Origin of the sequence: Pseudomonas sp. dw_358, from assembly GCF_018449655.1 — a bacterium.
In the GTDB taxonomy this organism is placed as follows: domain Bacteria; phylum Pseudomonadota; class Gammaproteobacteria; order Pseudomonadales; family Pseudomonadaceae; genus Aquipseudomonas.
Genome location: NZ_JAAVUX010000020.1, coordinates 70,659 through 90,764 on the forward strand (window position 1 = coordinate 70,659; position 20,106 = coordinate 90,764).

Annotated in this window: 18 protein-coding genes; 10 read left to right on the forward strand and 8 right to left on the reverse strand. The window is 63.0% G+C overall.

Annotation, left to right across the window (positions count from 1 at the left end):
• Positions 1 to 38: 38 nt before the first annotated feature.
• The gene (locus tag HB675_RS22560; RefSeq protein WP_213881362.1) at positions 39 to 1,553 is read left to right on the forward strand and encodes a nucleobase:cation symporter-2 family protein; all 1,515 of its coding nucleotides are present in this window, start codon (positions 39 to 41) and stop codon (positions 1,551 to 1,553) included.
• Positions 1,554 to 1,631: 78 nt separating this feature from the next.
• Here HB675_RS22560 and HB675_RS22565 read toward each other — a convergent pair whose 3' ends face one another.
• Positions 1,632 to 2,324: a murein L,D-transpeptidase catalytic domain family protein gene (locus HB675_RS22565; RefSeq protein WP_213881363.1), complete on the reverse strand. Its 693-nt coding sequence runs from the start codon at positions 2,322 to 2,324 to the stop codon at positions 1,632 to 1,634.
• Positions 2,325 to 2,386: 62 nt separating this feature from the next.
• Here HB675_RS22565 and HB675_RS22570 point away from each other — a divergent pair, with 62 nt between their 5' ends.
• From HB675_RS22570 to HB675_RS22580, 3 genes are all read left to right on the forward strand, one after another.
• Positions 2,387 to 4,114 (forward strand): L,D-transpeptidase family protein, encoded by a 1,728-nt coding sequence (locus HB675_RS22570; RefSeq protein ID WP_256737653.1) that lies wholly within the window; start codon positions 2,387 to 2,389, stop codon positions 4,112 to 4,114.
• A 30-nt stretch (positions 4,115 to 4,144) separates the two neighbouring features.
• On the forward strand, positions 4,145 to 5,146 hold the full coding sequence (locus tag HB675_RS22575) for a cation diffusion facilitator family transporter (protein ID WP_213881364.1): 1,002 nt from the start codon (positions 4,145 to 4,147) through the stop codon (positions 5,144 to 5,146).
• A 114-nt stretch (positions 5,147 to 5,260) separates the two neighbouring features.
• Positions 5,261 to 5,674: a DoxX family protein gene (locus HB675_RS22580; RefSeq protein ID WP_213881365.1), complete on the forward strand. Its 414-nt coding sequence runs from the start codon at positions 5,261 to 5,263 to the stop codon at positions 5,672 to 5,674.
• On the opposite strand, the gene HB675_RS22585 is transcribed toward HB675_RS22580, so the two are convergent.
• Positions 5,671 to 7,011: an MFS transporter gene (locus HB675_RS22585; RefSeq protein WP_213881366.1), complete on the reverse strand. Its 1,341-nt coding sequence runs from the start codon at positions 7,009 to 7,011 to the stop codon at positions 5,671 to 5,673. The genes HB675_RS22580 and HB675_RS22585 overlap by 4 nt on opposite strands.
• A 175-nt stretch (positions 7,012 to 7,186) precedes the next feature.
• On the opposite strand from HB675_RS22585, the gene HB675_RS22590 reads away from it, so the two are divergent.
• From HB675_RS22590 to HB675_RS22600, 3 genes are read left to right on the forward strand one after another with little or no spacing between them, the layout of a single operon-like run.
• On the forward strand, positions 7,187 to 8,341 hold the full coding sequence (locus tag HB675_RS22590) for an L-dopachrome tautomerase-related protein (protein WP_213881367.1): 1,155 nt from the start codon (positions 7,187 to 7,189) through the stop codon (positions 8,339 to 8,341).
• A 17-nt stretch (positions 8,342 to 8,358) separates the two neighbouring features.
• Positions 8,359 to 9,195, forward strand: coding sequence for an aldo/keto reductase (locus tag HB675_RS22595; protein WP_213881368.1), 837 nt, complete (start codon positions 8,359 to 8,361; stop codon positions 9,193 to 9,195).
• Entirely contained in the window at positions 9,182 to 10,300 is a 1,119-nt protein-coding gene (locus tag HB675_RS22600) for an L-dopachrome tautomerase-related protein (RefSeq protein WP_213881369.1), read from the forward strand. Before HB675_RS22595 ends, HB675_RS22600 begins: the two co-directional genes overlap by 14 nt.
• Positions 10,301 to 10,334: 34 nt before the next feature.
• On the opposite strand, the gene HB675_RS22605 is transcribed toward HB675_RS22600, so the two are convergent.
• The 3 genes from HB675_RS22605 to HB675_RS22615 form a co-directional block, all read right to left on the reverse strand.
• The gene (locus tag HB675_RS22605; RefSeq protein ID WP_213881370.1) at positions 10,335 to 12,335 is read right to left on the reverse strand and encodes a U32 family peptidase; all 2,001 of its coding nucleotides are present in this window, start codon (positions 12,333 to 12,335) and stop codon (positions 10,335 to 10,337) included.
• Positions 12,336 to 12,406: 71 nt separating this feature from the next.
• A complete protein-coding gene (locus tag HB675_RS22610; RefSeq protein WP_213881371.1) occupies positions 12,407 to 12,787 on the reverse strand; it encodes a RidA family protein in 381 nt (126 codons plus the stop codon).
• A gap of 49 nt (positions 12,788 to 12,836) precedes the next feature.
• A complete protein-coding gene (locus HB675_RS22615; protein WP_213881372.1) occupies positions 12,837 to 14,462 on the reverse strand; it encodes a methyl-accepting chemotaxis protein in 1,626 nt (541 codons plus the stop codon).
• Positions 14,463 to 14,623: 161 nt separating this feature from the next.
• On the opposite strand from HB675_RS22615, the gene HB675_RS22620 reads away from it, so the two are divergent.
• From HB675_RS22620 to poxB, 3 genes are all read left to right on the forward strand, one after another.
• Complete coding sequence (locus tag HB675_RS22620) at positions 14,624 to 15,295, forward strand: GNAT family N-acetyltransferase (RefSeq protein WP_213881373.1); 672 nt, start codon at positions 14,624 to 14,626, stop codon at positions 15,293 to 15,295.
• Positions 15,296 to 15,299: 4 nt separating this feature from the next.
• On the forward strand, positions 15,300 to 16,100 hold the full coding sequence (locus HB675_RS22625; RefSeq protein WP_213881374.1) for a sulfite exporter TauE/SafE family protein: 801 nt from the start codon (positions 15,300 to 15,302) through the stop codon (positions 16,098 to 16,100).
• A gap of 203 nt (positions 16,101 to 16,303) precedes the next feature.
• Entirely contained in the window at positions 16,304 to 18,028 is a 1,725-nt protein-coding gene (gene poxB / locus HB675_RS22630) for a ubiquinone-dependent pyruvate dehydrogenase (RefSeq protein WP_213881375.1), read from the forward strand.
• 78 nt (positions 18,029 to 18,106) lie between these two features.
• Here poxB and HB675_RS22635 read toward each other — a convergent pair whose 3' ends face one another.
• The 3 genes from HB675_RS22635 to HB675_RS22645 all read right to left on the reverse strand — a co-directional run bounded on the left by HB675_RS22635 (position 18,107) and on the right by HB675_RS22645 (position 20,024).
• Complete coding sequence (locus HB675_RS22635) at positions 18,107 to 18,379, reverse strand: DUF2790 domain-containing protein (RefSeq protein ID WP_213881376.1); 273 nt, start codon at positions 18,377 to 18,379, stop codon at positions 18,107 to 18,109.
• A gap of 269 nt (positions 18,380 to 18,648) precedes the next feature.
• On the reverse strand, positions 18,649 to 19,272 hold the full coding sequence (locus HB675_RS22640; RefSeq protein WP_213881377.1) for a hypothetical protein: 624 nt from the start codon (positions 19,270 to 19,272) through the stop codon (positions 18,649 to 18,651).
• Positions 19,273 to 19,406: 134 nt separating this feature from the next.
• The gene (locus tag HB675_RS22645; RefSeq protein ID WP_213881378.1) at positions 19,407 to 20,024 is read right to left on the reverse strand and encodes a TetR/AcrR family transcriptional regulator; all 618 of its coding nucleotides are present in this window, start codon (positions 20,022 to 20,024) and stop codon (positions 19,407 to 19,409) included.
• Positions 20,025 to 20,106 lie beyond the last annotated feature (82 nt).

Sequence of the window (20,106 nt, forward strand, 5' to 3'; positions counted from 1 at the left end):
ACATTGAGCAGACAACAACAACAGGGAATTGCTCAACCATGAAAACTCCCGCACCATCCCGGCAACGCAGCGAAGATGAAAATCTGGGCGTTACCTCCAATCTGGCTTACGGCCTGCAGCACGTTCTGACCATGTACGGGGGGCTGGTGGCCGTGCCCCTGATCATTGGTCAGACCGCCGGTCTGGACCCGACCGAGATCGGTTTGCTGGTCACCGCGTCACTGTTTGCCGGGGGGCTGGCGACACTGTTGCAGACTTTGGGCCTACCATTTTTCGGCTGTCAATTGCCGTTAGTGCAAGGCGTCTCCTTTGCCGGGGTAGCGACCATGGGGGCGATCGTCGGCAGCAGCGGTGGCGGCGCGGCAGGCATCCAGACGGTGTTGGGTGCCGTCATGGCGGCGGCCCTCATGGGGTTGCTGATCACTCCGATGTTCTCGCGCATCACGCGTTTTTTCCCACCCCTGGTCACCGGCATCGTCATCACCACCATCGGCCTGACGTTGATGCCCGTCGCCGCACGCTGGGCCATGGGCGGCAACAGCCAAGCCGCCGATTTTGGCAGCACGGCCAATATCGGCCTGGCAGCGTGCACTCTGGTTCTGGTGCTCATGCTGAGCAAGGTCGGCAGTTCGGCAGTGTCGCGGCTGTCCATTCTAATGGCGATGGTGCTGGGCACACTGTTGGCGTGGGCCTTGGGCATGGCGGACTTTTCCCGAGTGGGCGAGGGGATCTGGGTGGGCTTCCCCAGCGCCTTCCATTTCGGCATGCCGAGCTTTCAGGTGGCGGCGATACTGTCCATGTGCATTGTGGTCATGGTGACCCTGGTGGAAACATCGGCCGACATCCTGGCGGTGGGCGAAATCATCAACACCAAGGTGGATTCCCGGCGTCTGGGTGATGGCCTGCGGGCGGACATGCTGTCGAGTATGCTGGCGCCGGTTTTCGGCTCGTTCATCCAGAGCGCGTTCGCTCAGAACGTAGGGCTGGTGGCGGTGACCGGGGTCAAGAGTCGCTATGTGGTGGCCACCGGGGGCGGGTTCCTGATTCTGCTGGGGCTGATGCCGGTGATGGGCCGGGTGATCGCGGCCGTGCCGAGCGCCGTGCTGGGCGGTGCCGGCCTGGTGTTGTTCGGTACCGTGGCGGCCAGTGGCATTCGCACGCTGTCCAAAGTCAAGTATCAGAACAACATGAACCTGATCATCGTCGCCACTTCACTGGGCTTCGGCATGATTCCGATTGCCGCGCCCAACTTTTATGATCATTTCCCCAACTGGGTCGCGACCATCTTCCATTCGGGGATAAGCTCGTCGGCGATCATGGCCATTGTGCTCAATCTGGTGTTCAACCATTTCACCGCCGGAAACTCGGACCAGCAGTCGGTGATCGTGGCCGGCACCGAGCGCGGTTTGCAGTTTCGCGACATTGCTGCCCTGCGCGACGGTGACTACTTCCAGGACGGCAAACTGTACGACCAGCACGACGTGGAGATTCCGGTGCAGCCGGAGCGCACTGGAACACGCACCGCGGCGGTGAGGGCGCTGGAAGGCTCCTGATCAACGCACCCGAGCGTGGGCAGCCCGCGATGAGCCCATGCCCATCGCGGGCTTCCCACGTTCGCACTGACCTGGATTTCAACGCCGCTTGTTGACCGGCTGGTTGCCCGCCGTCATTCCCGCACTGCAATTGATGAACGAGGACTCGCTCAGCCATTGCGGGTCCGGGTAGTAGGAAAACAGCAACTGCCCGTTCTTCATCGAGTCGATCAACTTGTGCGCGATTTCCGGTCGCACGGCGGGGCACCCCAGGCTTCGGCCGATGCGGCCGTTGGAGCGGGCAAAGCCCTCGCTGACATAGGGGGCGCCGTGGATCACGATGTCGCGATCGAACGCATTGTCGTTGAACCCCGGCTCCAGCCCGTCCATGCGCAACGAATAACCGTTATGCCCCAGGTAGGTGGCCTTGGTCCGATACAGCCCCAGGCTGGTCGCCATGCTCTCGTTCTGGTTGGAAAACTGGCTGGCCATGTTTTCGCCGCTGCTGCGGCCGTGGGCGACCAATTCATGAAACAACAAAGTTTTACGCTGTAAATCGAACACCCAGAGCCTTTGTTCGGTCGAAGGCAATGAATAGTCGATAACCGCCAGACGTCGGGCCAGTGGCTGGAACGGTGTCTTGCGACATTCGGCGGCGCGCAATGCCAACGCGATCACATGCGGGTTGGCATCGGGCGCAGCGCGGGTGAGAGCGGCCTGCAGGGAATCAGCGTATGCTGAATCAGCCAGCGGGGCGCTCGCAACCAGCACGGCAAATAGGGTGTATTTCATGGGGCTGGGTCTCGAACGACTCTAAACTTCAATTATCCAGGGTACGGATTAAGGGGCTCTCCATGCGAACAGTGGCCATGCGAACATCGGCAGTCATCCCGATCCTGGGCGCTGCAATTCTAGTGCTGGCCATGGGCATCGAGCCCGGCTATGCCGAAACGTCGCCCGATGCGCCGCCAACCGTACCACAACCAGTGGACAATGGAGCGCCAACCGACCCAGTGGCGCAGGCCATTCAGAAGATTCTGGTTCCTCCCGCCTCCTTGAGCACCGATCCGGTGCCGGTGCCGGTTGCCCTGCACGGGCGCGCCGACATCAATCGGGCCTTGCTCGACTTCTATCTGCAGCGCGGTTTCGCCAGCGCCTGGAGCGATTCGGCAGACGTCGACCAGTTGATGACAGGCCTGGCCCGCACACCCGCCGAAGGCTTGAGCCCCGAGGATTTTCGCGTCGCCGAACTGACCCGTCTGCGCGCCCAGGACCAGTTGCCCACCGTGACCCCGGAGCAGCAGGCCCAGTTCGATCTGGCCGCCAGCCGCACGTACCTCGAAGCATTGCTGGCGCTGCGCCGGGGCAAAGTGGACCCGATTCGCCTGGACATGGCCTGGAACGGTGACACCAGCACCCTGGATCCTCGAGAAGATGTTCAAGGCATGCTGGCCGCGCTGCTCGATCACCACGTGGCGCAGGCCTTCGAGCAGGCGCCGCCCCATGATGCGCTCTACACCAACCTGCGCGAGGGCCTGGCGCGGCTGCGCGCGGTGCAGGAGCATGGCGGCTGGGCGCCGATCGGGACGGCCAACGAAATGTCCGTGGGCAGTGCCGAGCCGGCGGTCAAAGCGCTGCGCGCACGCTTGATCGCGGGCGGCTATCTGGACCCGCGCAAAGGCGCCAGCACGACCTTCGACACACCCCTTGCCGTCGCCGTGCGCAAATTTCAGAAAGAACAGTACTTGCCCGCCACCGGCCGGGTCACTTCGGCGACCCTGGTGGCGCTCAACGTGCCGGTGACCGATCGCATCGACCAGATCCGGGTCAACATGGAGCGTGCACGCTGGCTGTTGTACAAACATGACGGCACCTTCGTGGTGGTGGACATCGCCGGCTACAAGGTCGCCCTGTACCGCGACGGCAAGGCGGTCTGGCATTCGCGAGTACAGGTCGGCAAACCGGTACGCAACACGCCGATGTTCCAGTCGCAGATCACCTACGTCACCTTTAACCCGACCTGGACCGTACCCCCGACCATCCTGACCCAGGACGTCCTGCCGAAAATCCAGAAAAACCCCGGCTATCTGGCCGCCAACCATATCCGGGTGCTCGACCGCCAGGGGATGACCGTAGACCCCGCTACCGTGGACTGGAAAACCGCCCACGGACTGACCTTGCGCCAGGACGCCGGGCCGGAAAACTCCCTCGGCCAGGTGGTGATCCGCTTCCCCAACCCCTATGCGATCTACTTGCACGACACGCCGCACCGTGAGCTGTTCAACCGCGAAATGCGCGCCACCAGCTCTGGCTGCATTCGTGTCGAACACCCCCTGCAATTGGTGGAGTTGCTGTTCAACGACCCGGAACACTGGGATGCTGCTGCCATTCAGGCGCAACTGGCCACCGGCAAGACCACCAACATCCATTTGCCGGTGAAAGTCCCGGTGTTGCTGGCCTATTGGACAGTCGACCCCGGGGAACAGGGCCGCGTCGCCTTCAAACCCGATGTCTACGGCCAGGACCAGGTGCTGCTGCGCGCCCTCAACCGACCCATGGCGTCGCCGTTGGCTGGCTTGTAGTTTCAAAATTCAGAAAACCAGGAATGCTTGATGTCTGACCACCACGATCACCACGATCACAGCCATGCCCATGATGATCACGACCCCAGTGCCCACGCACCGGATCACAACCACAGCCACGCCGGGCATCAGCATGCGACGCCGCCAGCGGGCTTCGACAGCGCCTTCGCCATCGGCTCGGCGATCAATGCGGCTTTTGTCGTGGGCGAAGTGGTTTTCGGCCTGAGCGCCCATTCGGTCGCCTTGCTGGCCGATGCTGCGCACAACCTGGGCGACGTCCTTGGCCTGCTGCTGGCGTGGTGGGCAGTGTCCCTGGGCCGCCGCCAGCCCACCCGCAGCCGCACCTACGGGCTGGGCCGCAGCTCGATTCTGGCGTCGCTGACCAATGCGGTGGTGCTGCTGGTGGGCGTGGGCGGAATCACCGTAGAAGCCCTTCGGCGTCTGGTGGAAGGCGTACCGAGCGGCGAGGTGGGGGGCCAGACGGTGATGATCGTCGCTGCCATCGGCATCGCTATCAACGGGTTCACCGCCTGGCTGTTCGCCCGTGGGCGCAAGGGCGACCTCAACGTACGCGGCGCCTTCCTGCACATGGCTGCTGACGCCGCCGTTTCAGCCGGGGTGGTACTCTCAGGCCTGGTGATCTACCTGACCGGCTGGAGCTGGATCGACCCGCTGGTCAGCCTGGCCATCGCCGCGTTGATTGTGCTGTCGACCTGGGGCCTGCTGCGCGACAGCATCAACCTGGCGCTGGACAAGGTACCCGAACACATCGATGTGGACCAGGTGTCGGCCTATCTGGGCAGCCTGCCAGGGGTCAGCGAGGTGCACGATCTGCATATCTGGGCCTTGAGCACCACGCAGACCGCCTTGACCGCGCATCTGGTGGTGCCGGGTGGCAGCGCGGACGATGGGATGCTGCGGGAAGTCGCGCGCGTACTCAACAGCCGGTACGCGATTGACCACGCGACCTTGCAGGTGGAGCGGGGCGATCACGAAGAGCCCTGCTTGTTGGCGCCGGCCCATGTCATCTGATACTGACGGATAATAAAGCATCTAATATTACGATCAGTTACCCCCATTAAATGCGCTTTTATAAACACATATATCGATCATAATGCGGCCATCTTCAACGAGAGGCCTTATGCCATGCGGTACAACCTGTTCGAAAACCAGAAAGACCTGATTATCCTCGCTGCACGGGTACTGCTGATGATTCTGTTCATCACCGCAGGTTGGGGCAAGATCACCGGCTTCAGCGGCACCGTCGGCTATTTCGCCGCCATCGGCGCGCCAATGCCCAGTGTGGCAGCCGGCGTGGCCATCCTGATGGAGTTCTTCGTCGGCATCGCGCTGCTGGTGGGCTTTTACACCCGGCCGCTGGCGCTGTTGATGAGCCTGTTCGTGCTGGGCACCGCGATCATCGGTCACCACTTCTGGAACATGGTCGAGCCTGACAAGTCTGCCAACACCATTCAGTTCTTCAAGAACATGAGCATCATTGGCGGCCTGTGGTTGCTCAGCGTGACCGGTCCAGGACGGTTTTCCGTGGATCGCCGCTAAGAACGCTGCAGGGCCGTGCGCGCTCGGGAACCGGATGCACCGGCGTTCCCGCGCAGGTTCGGTCCCACGGGACGGGCCGGGACAATCGACAACGCCATCAGCGCCCCGATCACGCACAGGCACCCCGCAATGAAAAACGCCGGCAGATAGCTGGCGAAATGCGTTCGCGTCCATCCTGCCCCGTAGGCCGCAAAGGCCGCACCCAACTGATGCCCGGCAAACACCCAGCCGAATACCACATTGGCCTTGTCCGGGCCGAAGCGTTGGGCAGTGAGCTTGACCGTCGGTGGCACCGTGGCAATCCAGTCCAGGCCATAGAGCAAGGCAAACCCCGAGAGCCCCAGCACGGTGAAATGACTGAACGGCAGCAAGACCAGCGAGATGCCGCGCAAGCCGTAGTACCAGAACAGTAGCCAGCGATTGTCGAAACGGTCCGACAGCCAGCCTGACCCCACCGTGCCGAAGAAGTCGAAGATGCCCATCAACGCCAGCACGCCCGCCGCCGTGGTGGCAGCGATGTTGTAATCGCCACAGAGGCTGACGAAATGGGTCTGCACCAGGCCGTTGGTGCTGGCCCCGCAGATGAAGAAGGTCATGAACAACACCCAGAAGGTCCAGGTTTGGGCGGCTTCCTTGAGCACACGCAGAGGTGTGAAGAACAACTGCCTCAGGTCCCGCACCGGGCCAGGGGCCGACACCACTTCGTCGGCGCCATACAGCGGCAGTTGCACATCGGCTGGATGGTTGCGCATCAATGCCAGAACCACCACGGCCACCACGCCGATGGCGATACAGATGAAGGTCAGCGCCATGCGCCAGCCGTGGTGTTCGGTCAGGCTGGCCATCAGCGGCATGAACACCAATTGGCCGGTGGCCGAACTGGCTGAAAGCAGCCCCACCGCCAGGCCCCGGCGCCTGGAAAACCACCGGGTCGCGACAGTAGCGCCCAGCACCATCGCTGTCAGCCCGGTGCCAACACCCACCACTAGCCCCCATAACAGCACCAATTGCCAAAACTGCGTCATGAACAGCGACACACTCAGCCCGCTGGCCACCAGGGCCAGCGCCGCCAGCATCACCCGGCGTACCCCGAAGTAGTTCATGAACGCCGCCGCGAACGGCCCGATCAGTCCATACAGGGCAAAGCGGATCGCCAGTGCCGAGGATATCTGCTCGGTGTTCCAGCCGAACTCACGGCGCAGCGGTGCAATCAGCACACCCGGGGCGCCCATGGCACCGGCCATGACCAGCATGGTCAAGAAGGTCACCGCCAGGGCGACCCAGCTGTAATGGATCTGGCGACGGGACAGCGAAGCGGCGAGGGCGCTGGCAACCATGGGCAGGGGGTTCCCGTGAGCAAGTATTGATGACAACCGTAATGTAACAGGAGAATTCACCGGAGTGCAAAGCGGTGCGCCTCGGGGTGCAATTTCATGGAACTGACAGCGTGGATCCGTTTCAAAAAATAAATCATGAAACCGGTTTCAATTGCGTCTTTGCCATGGAGTCATCATGAAAACACCGTTGTCATGCGCCACCCTGACGCTCTGCCTGGCCGCGCTCATCGGGCCGGCGAGCGCCCAGACCATCGATCGTAGCCAGATACCCATCGGCTCTCTGGACGAGGTCGCGGCGTTTCAGGGGCCCGGGCCGTCCGGGATCGTCGAGACCCCCGACGGCCGCACCTTTGTCGGCTTTCCCCGGCACGCCATCGACCATCCAGGCATGACCCTGGGCGAGCTGGTCAATGGCAAGCTGGTGCCCTATCCCTCGGCCGACGTCAGCTTCCCGTCCAGCCTGGACGACGCCCATCGCCTGATCTCGGTGCACGGCATGACCCTGGACAGCCAGGGCCGGTTGTGGCTGATCGATGACGGCAAGCGGGCCGGGCATGAGGGCATCCAGCCCGGCGCAGCGAAGGTAGTGGGTATCGACCTGCACACCAATCAGATCGTGACCTCGGTGGTGCTCAAGGACGCATTGCGCCAGGACAGCCACATGAACGATCTGCGCATCGACCTGACCCACGGTGCCAAAGGCACCGCCTATGTGGCCGATTCGTCATTCGGCGAGTCGCCCGCGCTGGTCGTGGTCGACCTGGCCACCGGCAAACAGCGCCGGGTGCTGGCCAATGATCCGTCGGTGCAACCACAGAAGGACTTCGTCACCCAGCTGGACGGCGTGCCCATGCGCTATGAAGGCGCGAAAACCAGGTTCCCCCATGGCGGCGTCGACAGCCTCGCGCTGACCGCCGACGGCTCGCGCCTGTACTACTCGCCCTTGACCAGCCGCCACCTGTGGAGCCTGCCCACTGCCGCACTGGCCGACAGTTCGTTGTCCGACGCGCAGTTGGCCAGGCAGATTCGCGACGAAGGCGAGAAGGTCATGACCGACGGCATGGACATCGACCGCCAGGGCCGTTTGTACCTGACCGATGCCGAACACCACCAGATCCTTCGACGCTGGCCCGATGGCCATTTCGACGTGGTGTTGCGCGACCCCCGGCTGGTCTGGCCGGACGCGGTGTTCGTGACGGCGAACTCGGTGTACGTGAGCCTTGGCCAGTGGGACCGCTTCGGCAAGGGCTTCGACACCCGTGAACCGCCGTACCTGATCGTCCGTGCGCCGCTGGACGGCACGCCGCAGTACAGCGCCCAGCCCAATTGAACGCTCAAGGAGACCTTATGACTGTCCCGCACATCACCCTCAACGACGGTATGAAAATCCCCGCCATCGGCTTTGGCACGTACCAGTTGACCGGCCACCAAGGCGCCGACGACATCGTCCATGCCATCGAGGCCGGCTATCGCTGGTTGGACACGGCGGTCAATTATGAAAACGAAGGCGCCGTGGGCGAAGCCGTGCGTCGCAGCGGCGTGGCCCGTGAAAAGCTGCAAGTGGCCTCGAAACTGCCCGGTCGCCACCATGCTTTCGAAGAGGCCCTGAGCACTATCGAAGAGTCGCTTTATCGCAGTCAGCTGGGCTACTTCGATCTGTATATGATCCACTGGCCCAACCCCAGCAAAAACCTGTACATCGAAGCCTGGACGGCGCTAGTGGAAGCCCGCGAGCGCGGCTGGGTGAAATCCATCGGTGTGTGCAACTTCCTGCCCGAGCACCTGGAGGCAATCATCACCGCCAGTGGTGTGACCCCCAGTATCAATCAGATCGAACTGCACCCTTATTTTCCTCAGCATGAGCAGCTGGCGTTCAACGCCGGGCGCGGCATCGCCACCCAATCCTGGAGCCCGCTGGGCCGCGCCAACCACCTGCTCAAAGACCCGGCCTTGCAGGCCTTGGGCAAGCGGCTGGGCAAGAGTCTGGTGCAGGTCATTCTGCGCTGGCACCACCAACTGGGGGCCATCCCGCTGCCCAAGGCCAGCAAGCCTGAACGCCAGCGGGAAAATCTGGCGATTTTCGACTTCGAACTGTCGGACGCCGACATGGCGATCATCGCCCGGCTGGCCACGCCCGACGGCCGCACCTTCGACCAGGACCCTGCCCACTATGAAGAATTCTAAAACCCTGCTGACGCTGGCCTGCGGCGCCCTGATACCACCGGTGTGGGCGGCTGCCCCGCCGGATTCACCTCAGGTTCAGGTGGCGGCCAGCCTGCAGAGGGAGGCGTCCGGCGTGGTGGTGACCGATGACAATCGGATGTTTCTCACAATACCCCGGGTCGGCGTCAACCACGGCGACCCGTCGGTGGTGGAAATCGTCAATGGCCAACCGGTGGCCTTTCCCGATGCGGCGCACACCGTGCCATCCGACCAACCCCTGGCCGACTGGCTGGTGTCGCCGTTGGGCATGACCCTGGCCGGCAACACCCTCTGGGTGCTGGACGAAGGCAAGCGGGCAGGGGTCGACGGCATTCCCGAAGGTTCCGCCAAACTGGTTGGCATCGACATCCCGTCACGTCAGGTGATCAAGACCATCATCTTCCACAAGCCGTTCCTGCGCGACACCGAGCAGCTCAACGACCTGCGGATCGACCCCAGCCATGGCGCCCAAGGCACGGTGTACATCTCCAATAACGGCTTCAACAAGCCAGACAGTTCACTGATCGTGGTGGACATTGCCAGCGGCAAGATGCGCGAGCTGTTCCACAATCAACCGCAAGTGTCGGCAGCCCCGGGCTACATGACCTGGGTCGAGGGCCAGCCCCATGCCTATAGCGACGCCAAGCCCACCATGCCCCAGGGCGGCGTCAACGGCATCGAGTTGTCGCCGGATAATCAGACCCTGTACTGGACCATTCCGACCAACCCCGACGCCTACAGTCTGCCAACCCGCGTGTTGAGCGACTTCAGCCAGAGCGAAGCGCAGGTGCGCCAGGCTATCCATTACGAAGGCCAGACCGCTTCCAATGGCGGGATTACGGTGGACGGGCAGGGGCGCTTGTATTTCGGCGACGCGTCGCGCTACGCCATTGTCAGCAAGGACAAGACCGGGCAGTTTTCCCTGGTCGCCCAGGACGGCAGGCTGATCTGGCCAGATGGTCTGTATTACCGCAAGGGCTGGCTCTACGTGAGCATCGGCCAGTGGCAACGGGCACCGGGGCTGCACAATGGGCAGGACTTGCGCACGCCGCCCTATCAGGTGTTGAAGGTCAAGGTCGGGCCTTGAACCTGCGCGCGCTCGTTCCAACGGGGTCAGGAAATCAATGCATGCCCCGAGGAATGGTCTTCAACAGATCCTCCGGGGTGATGTGTCCGACCACCTGCTTGACCCCGCTCCCCGGCAACGGCAGGTCCAGAATGTGCCCCTTCATCTTGCCGATCACGTGCATCTCGCACGGTTTGCAGTCGAACTTCAGGGTCAGCACCTCGTCCCCGTGAATCAGCTGCATCGGCGCGACCTTGGTGCGCACGCCAGTGACACCCTTGGCCTGCTTGGGGCACAGATTGAAGGAGAAACGCAGGCAGTGCTTGGTGATCATCACCGGCACTTCACCGGTTTCCTCATGGGCCTCGTAGGCCGCGTCGATCAGTTTGACCCCATGGCGGTGGTAGAAATCCCGGGCCTTCTGATTGTAGACGTTGGCCAGGAACGAGAGGTGAGACTCTGGGTACACCGGCGGCGGCGAGGTCTCCGCCTTGCGCCCGCCACGGGGATGGGCTGACACGCGGGCGGCGGTCAAGGCTTCAATCACTTCGCGGCGCAGCGCCTTGAGCTGGGAGTTGGGGATGAAGAACGCCTGGGGTGCGTCCAGCTTGACCGCCGTGGCGTGGTAGTCGGTGGTGCCCAACTGGCCGAGCAGGTCACGCAGTTGGTCCAACGCCTGACCCGGCTTGTTGGCCACACCGAACGGGCCGTCCAGGGTCACGCTGGCACTCACGCCTTCTTCACTGGTGGCAGTCAGTTGCAGACGCTGCTCGTCCAGGCTGACGGCCCAGACCAGGCCGACCCGACGTTCGGCGGAGGTCCGTTGCAACGCTTGCTGCCAGTTGTGATCGAGGTTGCGATTGAGCGGTTGACCGGGCCGGACTTTCTGCAAGGCCGGCGGCATCTCGTTGGGCTCGACGCGGTAGCGATAGCGCGTTTGGCCATCCTCTTCGTACTCGCCCTGAGGCGAAACGATATTGGCGCGAAAACCCACCACCTCGCGCTTGACCAGCACATTGAGGCCGTCGCCATTGGACAGCGGCTCCTGGGTCACCACTTGCAGATGACGCTTGCCCACCGCTTCGAGTCTACCCACCGGCAGGCCGGTGAAGGTCGGCGTGTCGAAGGCACCGATGTCGATCTTGCGCTCGCTGACGAAGTAATCGGTGCTGCCGCGATGGAAGGTCTTGTCCGGGTCCGGCACGAAAAAGTGCGCCGTGCGCCCGCTGGAAGCACGGGCAAGGTCCGGGCGGTCTTCGAGCACGGCGTCGAGGCGCTGACGGTAATAGGCGGTGATGTTCTTCACATAGCCCATATCCTTGTAGCGCCCTTCGATCTTGAACGAGCGCACGCCGGCTTCGACCAGGGCGCGGATGTTGGCGCTCTGGTTGTTGTCTTTCATCGACAGCAGGTGCTTTTCATAGGCGACCACGCGGCCCTGATCATCCTTGAGGGTGTAGGGCAGGCGGCAAGCCTGGGAGCAATCGCCGCGGTTGGCGCTGCGGCCGGTGTGGGCATGGGAAATATTGCACTGCCCGGAAAACGCCACGCACAGGGCACCGTGAATGAAGAACTCGATCGTCGCGTCCGTGGCCGCGCTGATGGCACCGATCTCGCCCAGGTCCAGCTCTCGGGCCAGCACCAGTTGGGAGAAGCCGGCCTGATCCAGGAATTTCGCCCGCTCCAGGGTGCGGATGTCAGTCTGGGTGCTGGCGTGCAGTTCGATGGGCGGGATGTCCAGCTCCATGATCCCCAGGTCCTGGACGATCAAGGCATCGACACCCGCGTCGTACAGCTGATGGATCAGCTGCCTCGCCGGTTCCAGCTCATTGTCGTGGAGGATGGTGTTGATCGTGGTGAAGACCCGGGCATGGTAGCGGTGGGCGAACGCCACCAGGCTGGCGATATCGCTGACTTCGTTGCTGGCATTGTGCCGGGCGCCGAAGCTGGGGCCGCCGATGTAGATGGCATCGGCGCCGTGAAGGATGGCTTCGCGGGCGATTTCAACGTCGCGCGCGGGGCTGAGCAGTTCCAGGTGATGTTCAGGCAGAGACATGGCTATAGGTCGGCAAGGTCACGGACGAGCCGCACAGTGTAGCGGCTAAACGTCGCACCAGCACCTGCCCGTCAGCCTTTCGCCGCCATGGCGGTGACTTCCACGCGCATGCCGTCGACTGCCAACGTGGCCACGCCCACGGCAGCACGCACCGGCCAGGGTTTGGCAAAAAAGCGCTGGTAGACTTCGTTGAAGGCCAGTCGGTCGGCCATGTCGGTGAGGTAGATGGTCAGGTGCAAAACCCGGTCCAGACCACTCCCGGCTTTTTCCAGGGCGACTTTCAGGGCCTGCAGGGTGCATTCGCTCTGCGCAGTGATGTCGCCCAGTTCCAGGCTGCCATCGGCATGAGTCGGAATCTGGGTGGACACCAGGATACCGTTGAATTCGGCCACGTCGGAGGAGATCGAGTCGGAGTCCGGGTCGGGGGTATAAATGATGTCGGTGTGCGCCATAACGGCCTCTTGGCAAGGGTCAAGAGGCCGATTGTACAGCAAGGTCCGACTAGACCTTGAACCGCGCTACCAACTGATTGAGGTTGATCGCCAGGTTGGACATCTCGTTGCAGGCGCTGGCCGTCTCGCTGCCGGCAGCGGCGCTTTGCGAAGACAGCTCGCGGATGCTGGTGAGGTTGCGGTCGACTTCCCGGGCCACCTGGGCCTGCTCCTCGGAGGCCGTGGCGATGAGCATGTTGCGGTCGTTGATCTGGGTGATGGCTGCGGCGATCTGGCGCAACGACGCATCGGCGTTCTGGGCCACGGCGATGGAGGTGGCGGCCATGTCGGTGCTCAGGCTCATGGCGCTCACGGCCTGGCTGGAGTCGCCTTGAATGGCGCTGATCATCTGCTCGATTTCCTGGGTCGACTGCTGGGTCCGGTGGGCGAGGGCACGAACCTCGTCGGCCACCACCGCAAAACCGCGCCCCTGCTCGCCGGCACGGGCGGCCTCGATGGCCGCGTTCAAGGCCAGCAGGTTAGTCTGCTCGGCGATGGCGCGAATCACTTCGACGACCTTGCCGATATCCTGGGCACGGCTGGAGAGTGCCTTGACCTGGTTGCCGGTCATGGCGACGTTGCCCGCCAGGCCTTCGATGGATTTGAGGGTCTGGGCGACGTTGTCGATCCCGGTGCGGGTGTAATTCTGCGACTCACGGGACGCCTGGGCGGCGGCTTCGGCGTTGCGGGCCACCTCGTCCACAGCGGCGCTCATTTCGGTCACGGCGGTGGCTGCCTGGTTGACTTCATCGTTCTGGCGCACCAGGCCGCGGCTGGCTTCCTCGGTCACTGCGGTCATTTCTTCCGAGGCCGAGGCCAGTTGGGTCGAGGAGTCGGCAATGTGGGCGATGGTGTCGCGCAGGTTGGTCTGCATCTTCGCCAGAGCCGCCAGCAGGCGCCCGGCCTCATCGCGGCCACTGATCTCGATTTCCCGAGACAGGTCGCTGCTGGCAATGCGCTCGGCCACCGCCAGGGCGGCGCTGATGGGCGAGGTGATGCTGCGGGTCAGCAGGGTGGCAAGCAGCACGGTGAGCAGCACCGCGCAGACCACCAGGGTAATCACCAGGGTGGTGCCACTGGAGTAGACCGAGGCGGCATTGATGCCGGACTGTCTGGCACCGTCGTCGTTGAGGGTGGTCAGGTGGGCGATCTGGTCCATCAGGCTGTTGGTCAGCGGGCGGATACCGGTCTTGATCAAATCCTGCAAGGCGGCGGTATCACCGGCACGCATCAGCGGCTCGAAACGGTCCAGTTGCTTGCCGTAGGCGTCGGATGTGTCCTTGAGGGTCTGATAGAGCGCGCGGTCGCTGTCATTCGCCACCAGGGCTTCGTAGCCGCGCACAGCGTCGAAGTAGCCGGCGCGAAGGCCGCCGAACAGGTTGATACTCTCGGTGCGGGTCTGCGGGTCGATGGTAAAGCTGACCCGCATGCTTTCCAGGCGCAGGCGCAACAGGCCGGCGTTCATCTTCCCGGTCTGGCGCACGCTGGCCATCCAATTGGTTTCCACATCTTGCTCGGCCCCGCGCAGCTTGCCCATCTGCACATAGGCCACCGCACCCAGCGCAAAGACCAACAGCACAATCAGGGAAAAAAACACGGCCGCACGTGGGGCCAGGTTCATCGTACGGATATTCATGGGTTAACGCCTCGATCACACGCCAGGCTCGGAAATTGGCCATTAGTCAAAGTATCGGCCCTGGATGAGCGGGCTTCATTCAGGCTGACGAGCGGCGCCGATGGGCCAAGGGCGTGAACCGGCGTATGATCTGCCCTTTGCCTGCTGCCCGAGACCTTTGGATGTTCACCGTTCACGCCTTGCAGACCCCACCCGATGAAGCCCTGGAAAGCCAGGTCACCGAACTGGTGATCAATAACCTCACCGACATCAGCGCGGTCGCCATCGCACCGAGCAACCCCCTGTACCCGCTGTACCAGTACGGGGTCGGTCACGAGGTGCATCAATACCTGCAGACCATCGGTGGCAGTGGGGAAGTCACGGCCGAGCTGCTGGTGGCACTGGATGCCGACCAGCGTCTGCAAGGGTTTGCCCTGTACCTGCCGGTCAAGGGCGATGATCAGGCCTGTGCCTTGACCTATCTGGCGGTGGACGCCCGGCACCGACGCCAAGGCATCGCCCGGGCGCTCCTCGGTGAAATGACGCGCCGCTACCCCCATGCCGAGCTGGCCTGTGTCGTCTCCCGAGTCCCGTGGTTTCGCCGGCTGGGTTTTCAGGTACTCGGCGCGCGGGGCTCCCACGTGTGGATGAACACCCGCGACCAGGGCACCGACGGGCGGGTAGCGGTGCTGGACGTGGCGCCGATCTACCGCTCGCTGGAGGTGCGGCAGATCCACGCGTACCTGCTCAAGCAGCACGGCAAGCGGGCCATGGTCGATGCCGAGAAACACCGCGACCGGCATCTGGACCAGCTCGCCCGGCAGGCGCGGGCATTCGTCCAGGCGCAGGGCTGAGGCGATGTGCCTGGCGTCGATTTTCGGTCTGTTCATCGGTCTGATCCTCGGCCTGACCGGCGCCGGCGGCGGCATCCTTGCGGTGCCGGCGCTGGTACTGGGGCTGGGCTGGACGATGACCCAGGCCGCACCGGTGGCATTGATGGCCGTAGGCGCGTCGGCGGCGGTGGGCGCCATCGACGGCCTGCGTAAAGGCCTGGTACGCTACCGCGCGGCCTTGCTGATGGCGGTGCTGGGCGGCGCCGGCACACCGCTGGGCCTGTACGTTGCCCATCGCTTGCCGCAGACCCTGCTGATGTCGCTGTTCAGCCTGGTGTTGGTGCTGGTCGCCATCCGCATGCACCGGCAATCCCGCGGCGCCGTGGGCGCCGGCGCGGAACACGACTGGGAGCGCAAGAACTGCATGCTCGACCCCGGCACCGGACGGCTGCGCTGGACCCTGCGCTGCTCCCTGACCCTGGCCACGGTCGGCGCCTGCTGCGGGCTGTTGACCGGGCTGCTCGGGGTGGGTGGCGGCTTTCTGCTGGTGCCGGCCTTCAGGCAGCTGACCGACATCCGTCTGCATGGCATCGTCGCCACCTCGCTGATGGTCATCGCGCTGGTCTCGGCCATGGCCATTTTCGGCGCGCTGCGCGCCGGCATCGTCATCCCTGCAACCGGTGTCGCATTCATCGGCGCCAGTGTGCTGGGCATGGTGGCGGGGCGGCTGTGGGCCCCCCATGTGCCAGCGCGGGGGTTGCAGGAGGGGTTTGCCGGATTGTGCGTTGCGGTGGCGGGGTATCTGTTGTGGAAGGTGTGGGGCTGACCGCTCGTTTGTCCAGCAAAGCGCGGGGCCGGCAACGTGGCAAGGTTTTCATGAAACCAATGCCGGCCCCGTCCGTCCAGATAGGACCCGTTCGGCCCGAATAGCCCCCGCGCGCTATTTTTTTTGCCGACACGGATTCTAGATTCCTGCGCTGGCGACCTTTCACTGTAACGGCCCAGCCTTTTCCCTGCGGAGCACACGACATGAGCAGAACAGTGGCGGATTTTCTTGCCCAGGCCCTGGAGCAAGTGGGCGTCAAACGGATCTACGGCGTGGTGGGCGACTCCCTCAACGGCTTTACCGACTCTCTGCGCCAGCGTGACAACATGCGCTGGATACACATGCGCAACGAGGAGGCCGCAGCATTCGCGGCCGGCGCCGAAGCCCACCTGACCGGTGAGCTGGCGGTGTGTGCCGGCAGTTGCGGCCCGGGCAATCTGCATTTGATCAACGGCCTGTTCGATGCGCACCGCAGCCGAGTGCCGGTGCTGGCCATCGCCGCGCACATTCCCAGCAGCGAAATCGGCATCGATTATTTCCAGGCCACCCACCCGGAAAGCCTGTTCAAAGAGTGCAGCCACTACGTCGAGCTGGTGTCCCACGCCGAACAGCTGCCCCAGGTGCTCAAGCGCGCCATGCGCACCGCCATTGCCCGCAAAGGGGTGGCGGTGGTGGTGCTGCCGGGGGACGTCGCGCTGCAGCCGATCAAGGCCCAGGTGCCGACCTGGCTGCTCCCCACCGAGCCGGTGATTCGGCCCCAGGACGAGGACCTCGCGCAACTGGCCGAGCTGTTGAACGGTGCGCAGAAGATCACCCTGTTGTGCGGTGCGGGCTGTGCCGGGGCCCACGCCGAGGTGCTGGCCCTGGCGGAAAAGCTCAAGGCCCCTATTGTTCACGCCTTGCGCGGCAAGGAGCACGTGGAGTACGACAACCCCTATGACGTCGGCATGACAGGGCTGATCGGTTTCGCTTCCGGTTACGGCGCCATGAAGCACTGCGACACCCTGGTGATGCTGGGCACTGACTTTCCGTACCGCCAGTTCTACCCAGAGCAAGCCCGCATCGTGCAGATCGACCTGCGCGCCGAAGCGCTGGGCAACCGTTGCAGCCTGGACATCGGCCTGGTCGGGCATGTGCAACAGACCCTCCAGGCGCTGCTGCCACGACTTACTGAACACACTGATCGCAGCCACCTGGACAGTGCCCTGGCGGATTATCAGGCGACTCGCAAGAACCTCGATGCTTTGGCCGAAAGCGGCCCGCACAGCACGCGGATCCATCCGCAGTACGTCAGCCGAATGGTCAGCGAACTGGCAGCCGACGACGCCATCTTCACCTGCGATGTCGGTACGCCCACGGCCTGGGCCGCCCGCTACCTGAAGATGAACGGCCGTCGTCGACTGATCGGATCGTTCAACCACGGCTCCATGGCCAACGCCATGCTACAAGCCATCGGCGCCCAGGCGGCCTATCCAGGTCGGCAGGTGGTGTCGTTGTCGGGCGATGGCGGTTTCGCGATGATGATGGGGGATTTTCTGACGTTGGCCCAGGTTGGGCTGCCGGTGAAAATCGTGGTGCTCAATAACGGCACCCTGGGATTCGTCGAAATGGAAATGAAGGCCAACGGTTTTGTCGACACCGGCTGCGACCTCATCAACCCGAACTTTGCGGCCATGGCCCAGGCCATCGGCATAAAGGGCATTCGCGTCGAGAAGCCGCAGGATCTGGCCGGCGCCCTCAAAGAAGCCTTCAGCCACGATGGGCCGGTGCTGGTCGATGTCGTCAGTGAAAGACAGGAGCTGATCATGCCGCCGAAAACCACCTTCAATGAAGCTCAGGGGTTTGGCCTGTTCATGTTGCGAGCGGTACTGGATGGGCGGGCCAAGCAGCTGATCGACCTGACCAAGGTCAATTTCCTCGGTCGTTGAAGAGGCAACACAACGAGGCGTTGCTTGATAAGACCAGGTTCAAGCACGCCTTTGCGCCAGCCATGGGCTCATGGTCGATCAGCCGTTCTGGCAGCTGCTGTTGTTAGGCGAGAACTCGAGGTAGCTCAAGGTGTGTTCGGCACCTTTGCTGTCCTGGTAGGTCATGTGGGTTTTCACCGGGTTGCATTCGCCGACGCTGGAGGCATCATGGGTGATGCTGAGCACCTTGGCCACGTCCAGGTGCTCGTAAAGGCTGGTGGGCGCACTGTCCGGGATGCCGTTCTTGGTGTTGCCGGCGGCCGAAGCCATTGCACTGACGAGCATCAAAGCGGCAATCATCGCGTATTTCATGGAAGGTCTACCTCAAGGCGGGATGGGTAACAAGGCAAGACGATCATTCGCTTGCCTTGTGTAGTGATTATGACCTCTGGGGGAAGTTCGCGGAAATTCACCAACGGCATAGTGGCTATTGCTAGCAGCGATGATAGCCCTGTCTACCCTCTGCCGCTGGCCTTGCACCCCCGCCTGTTGCGCGTGCTGGAAGCGCGGCGGGTGGTGCCACTGGGCAGCCCGCTCGGTCCAGGCGCCGAGAATCTCGCCTGGGCGCCGCACGCGACTCCCTAGTGCGTATTCAGAAAATCAATCACACCGTCAGTGACGTCGAGCACCGTTTTGGTTTCGTTGAACAGCACCGCAGACTCACTGTTGACCACCAATTGATAACCCTTGGTGCGCGCGTACCCAGCGGTTGAGTCGAGCACAACCTGCTCGGCTCTTTTGTACAGATCCTGATCAAAGCGCCGACGTTGTTCCTCGAGGCTGTCCAGGCCGGCCATACGGCCCTGCAGGTCGAGGATGAGTTGATCGCCGTCGCTGGCTTTGGCGCAGCGCAGGGTCACCATGTAGTTCGCCGGCAGGCCCGCACTGGTCATGCGCGAGCTGCCAACCGCGGCGGCCTCGGTCGGGTGCATGTCACTGTCGCGGGTTTGCAGGGCCATGCAGCGGGCCATTGCGGTTTGCCTGAGTTCGCTGATCTGCTTGCGCAGCAGCTCGAGATTCTGTCTGTCCTGAGTGGCATTGGCCAGAGCGGCAGGGTAGGGGTTGTCCTTACGCACCCGGTCGCGCGCGGCACTGAGTACCTCGGACTTCTTTTCCACGGCCCAGAGTACCGCCGGCTTTGCGCCGAATTGTCCGTTGCAGGCCACCAGCAGCAGGCAGATCGGGAGTATTTTCAGGGTCTTCATGTCGTTCCTTCGAGGCGGGCGTACAAGCTGGTCATCCCGTACCCATCGGCTTCCCGGTAAAAACCTTTAGAACTGCCAGGCAATCCTGGTCAAAGGCGATGCCAGCTGTCGGACCGAACTTGCTCGCCAAGAAGCTACCGCGTTCTCCCCAGCGCATCCCACATCCCCAAGATCTGTGTCACCCCGGCATCAATTTGCTCGAAAGACACTCCATCCCGAGCCAACACCGAAATCCCCAGCAGAAAACTGTCGAACACCGTCGCCAGCGCCTGCGCCGCCACCGTGGTCGGCAGTTCACCATTGGCCTTCGCCCGTTCGACACAGGCCAGCATGCCGCCGCGGTTCACGGCGCGTGCTCGAGCGAGGGGCCCGGAGATGGCCTTGCTCTCATCCGTGCAGGCACTGAGCAGGCCCAGCGCCACCAGGCAACCTTTGGGATGGTCAGGCTCACACTGCATTTTCGCTGAGCGCCGCAGCGTGCGTTCAATGGCCTCTCTAGGGGCCAGCGTGGTATCGAACAGGCTATCCATCACCCGGCCATGGGTGTCGAGATAGCGTTCGATTACTTCATTGAACAACGCCTGCTTCGAGCCAAAGGCTGCGTAGAAGCTGGGTGCAGTGATACCGCCACCGATGCTGGCCTTGAGCTGGGTGAGCGATGCCGCATCGAACCCATGTTCCCAGAACACATGCAGGGCCTGAGTGATTGCCAGGTCACGATCAAAAGTACGCGGGCGTCCCATCTGGGCCATGTGAGCCTCCTCTCGGTTTAGATTGATACTAGTCGATACATAAGTCATTGACCAGCTCTGCACTCGGCTCTATATTTGTACC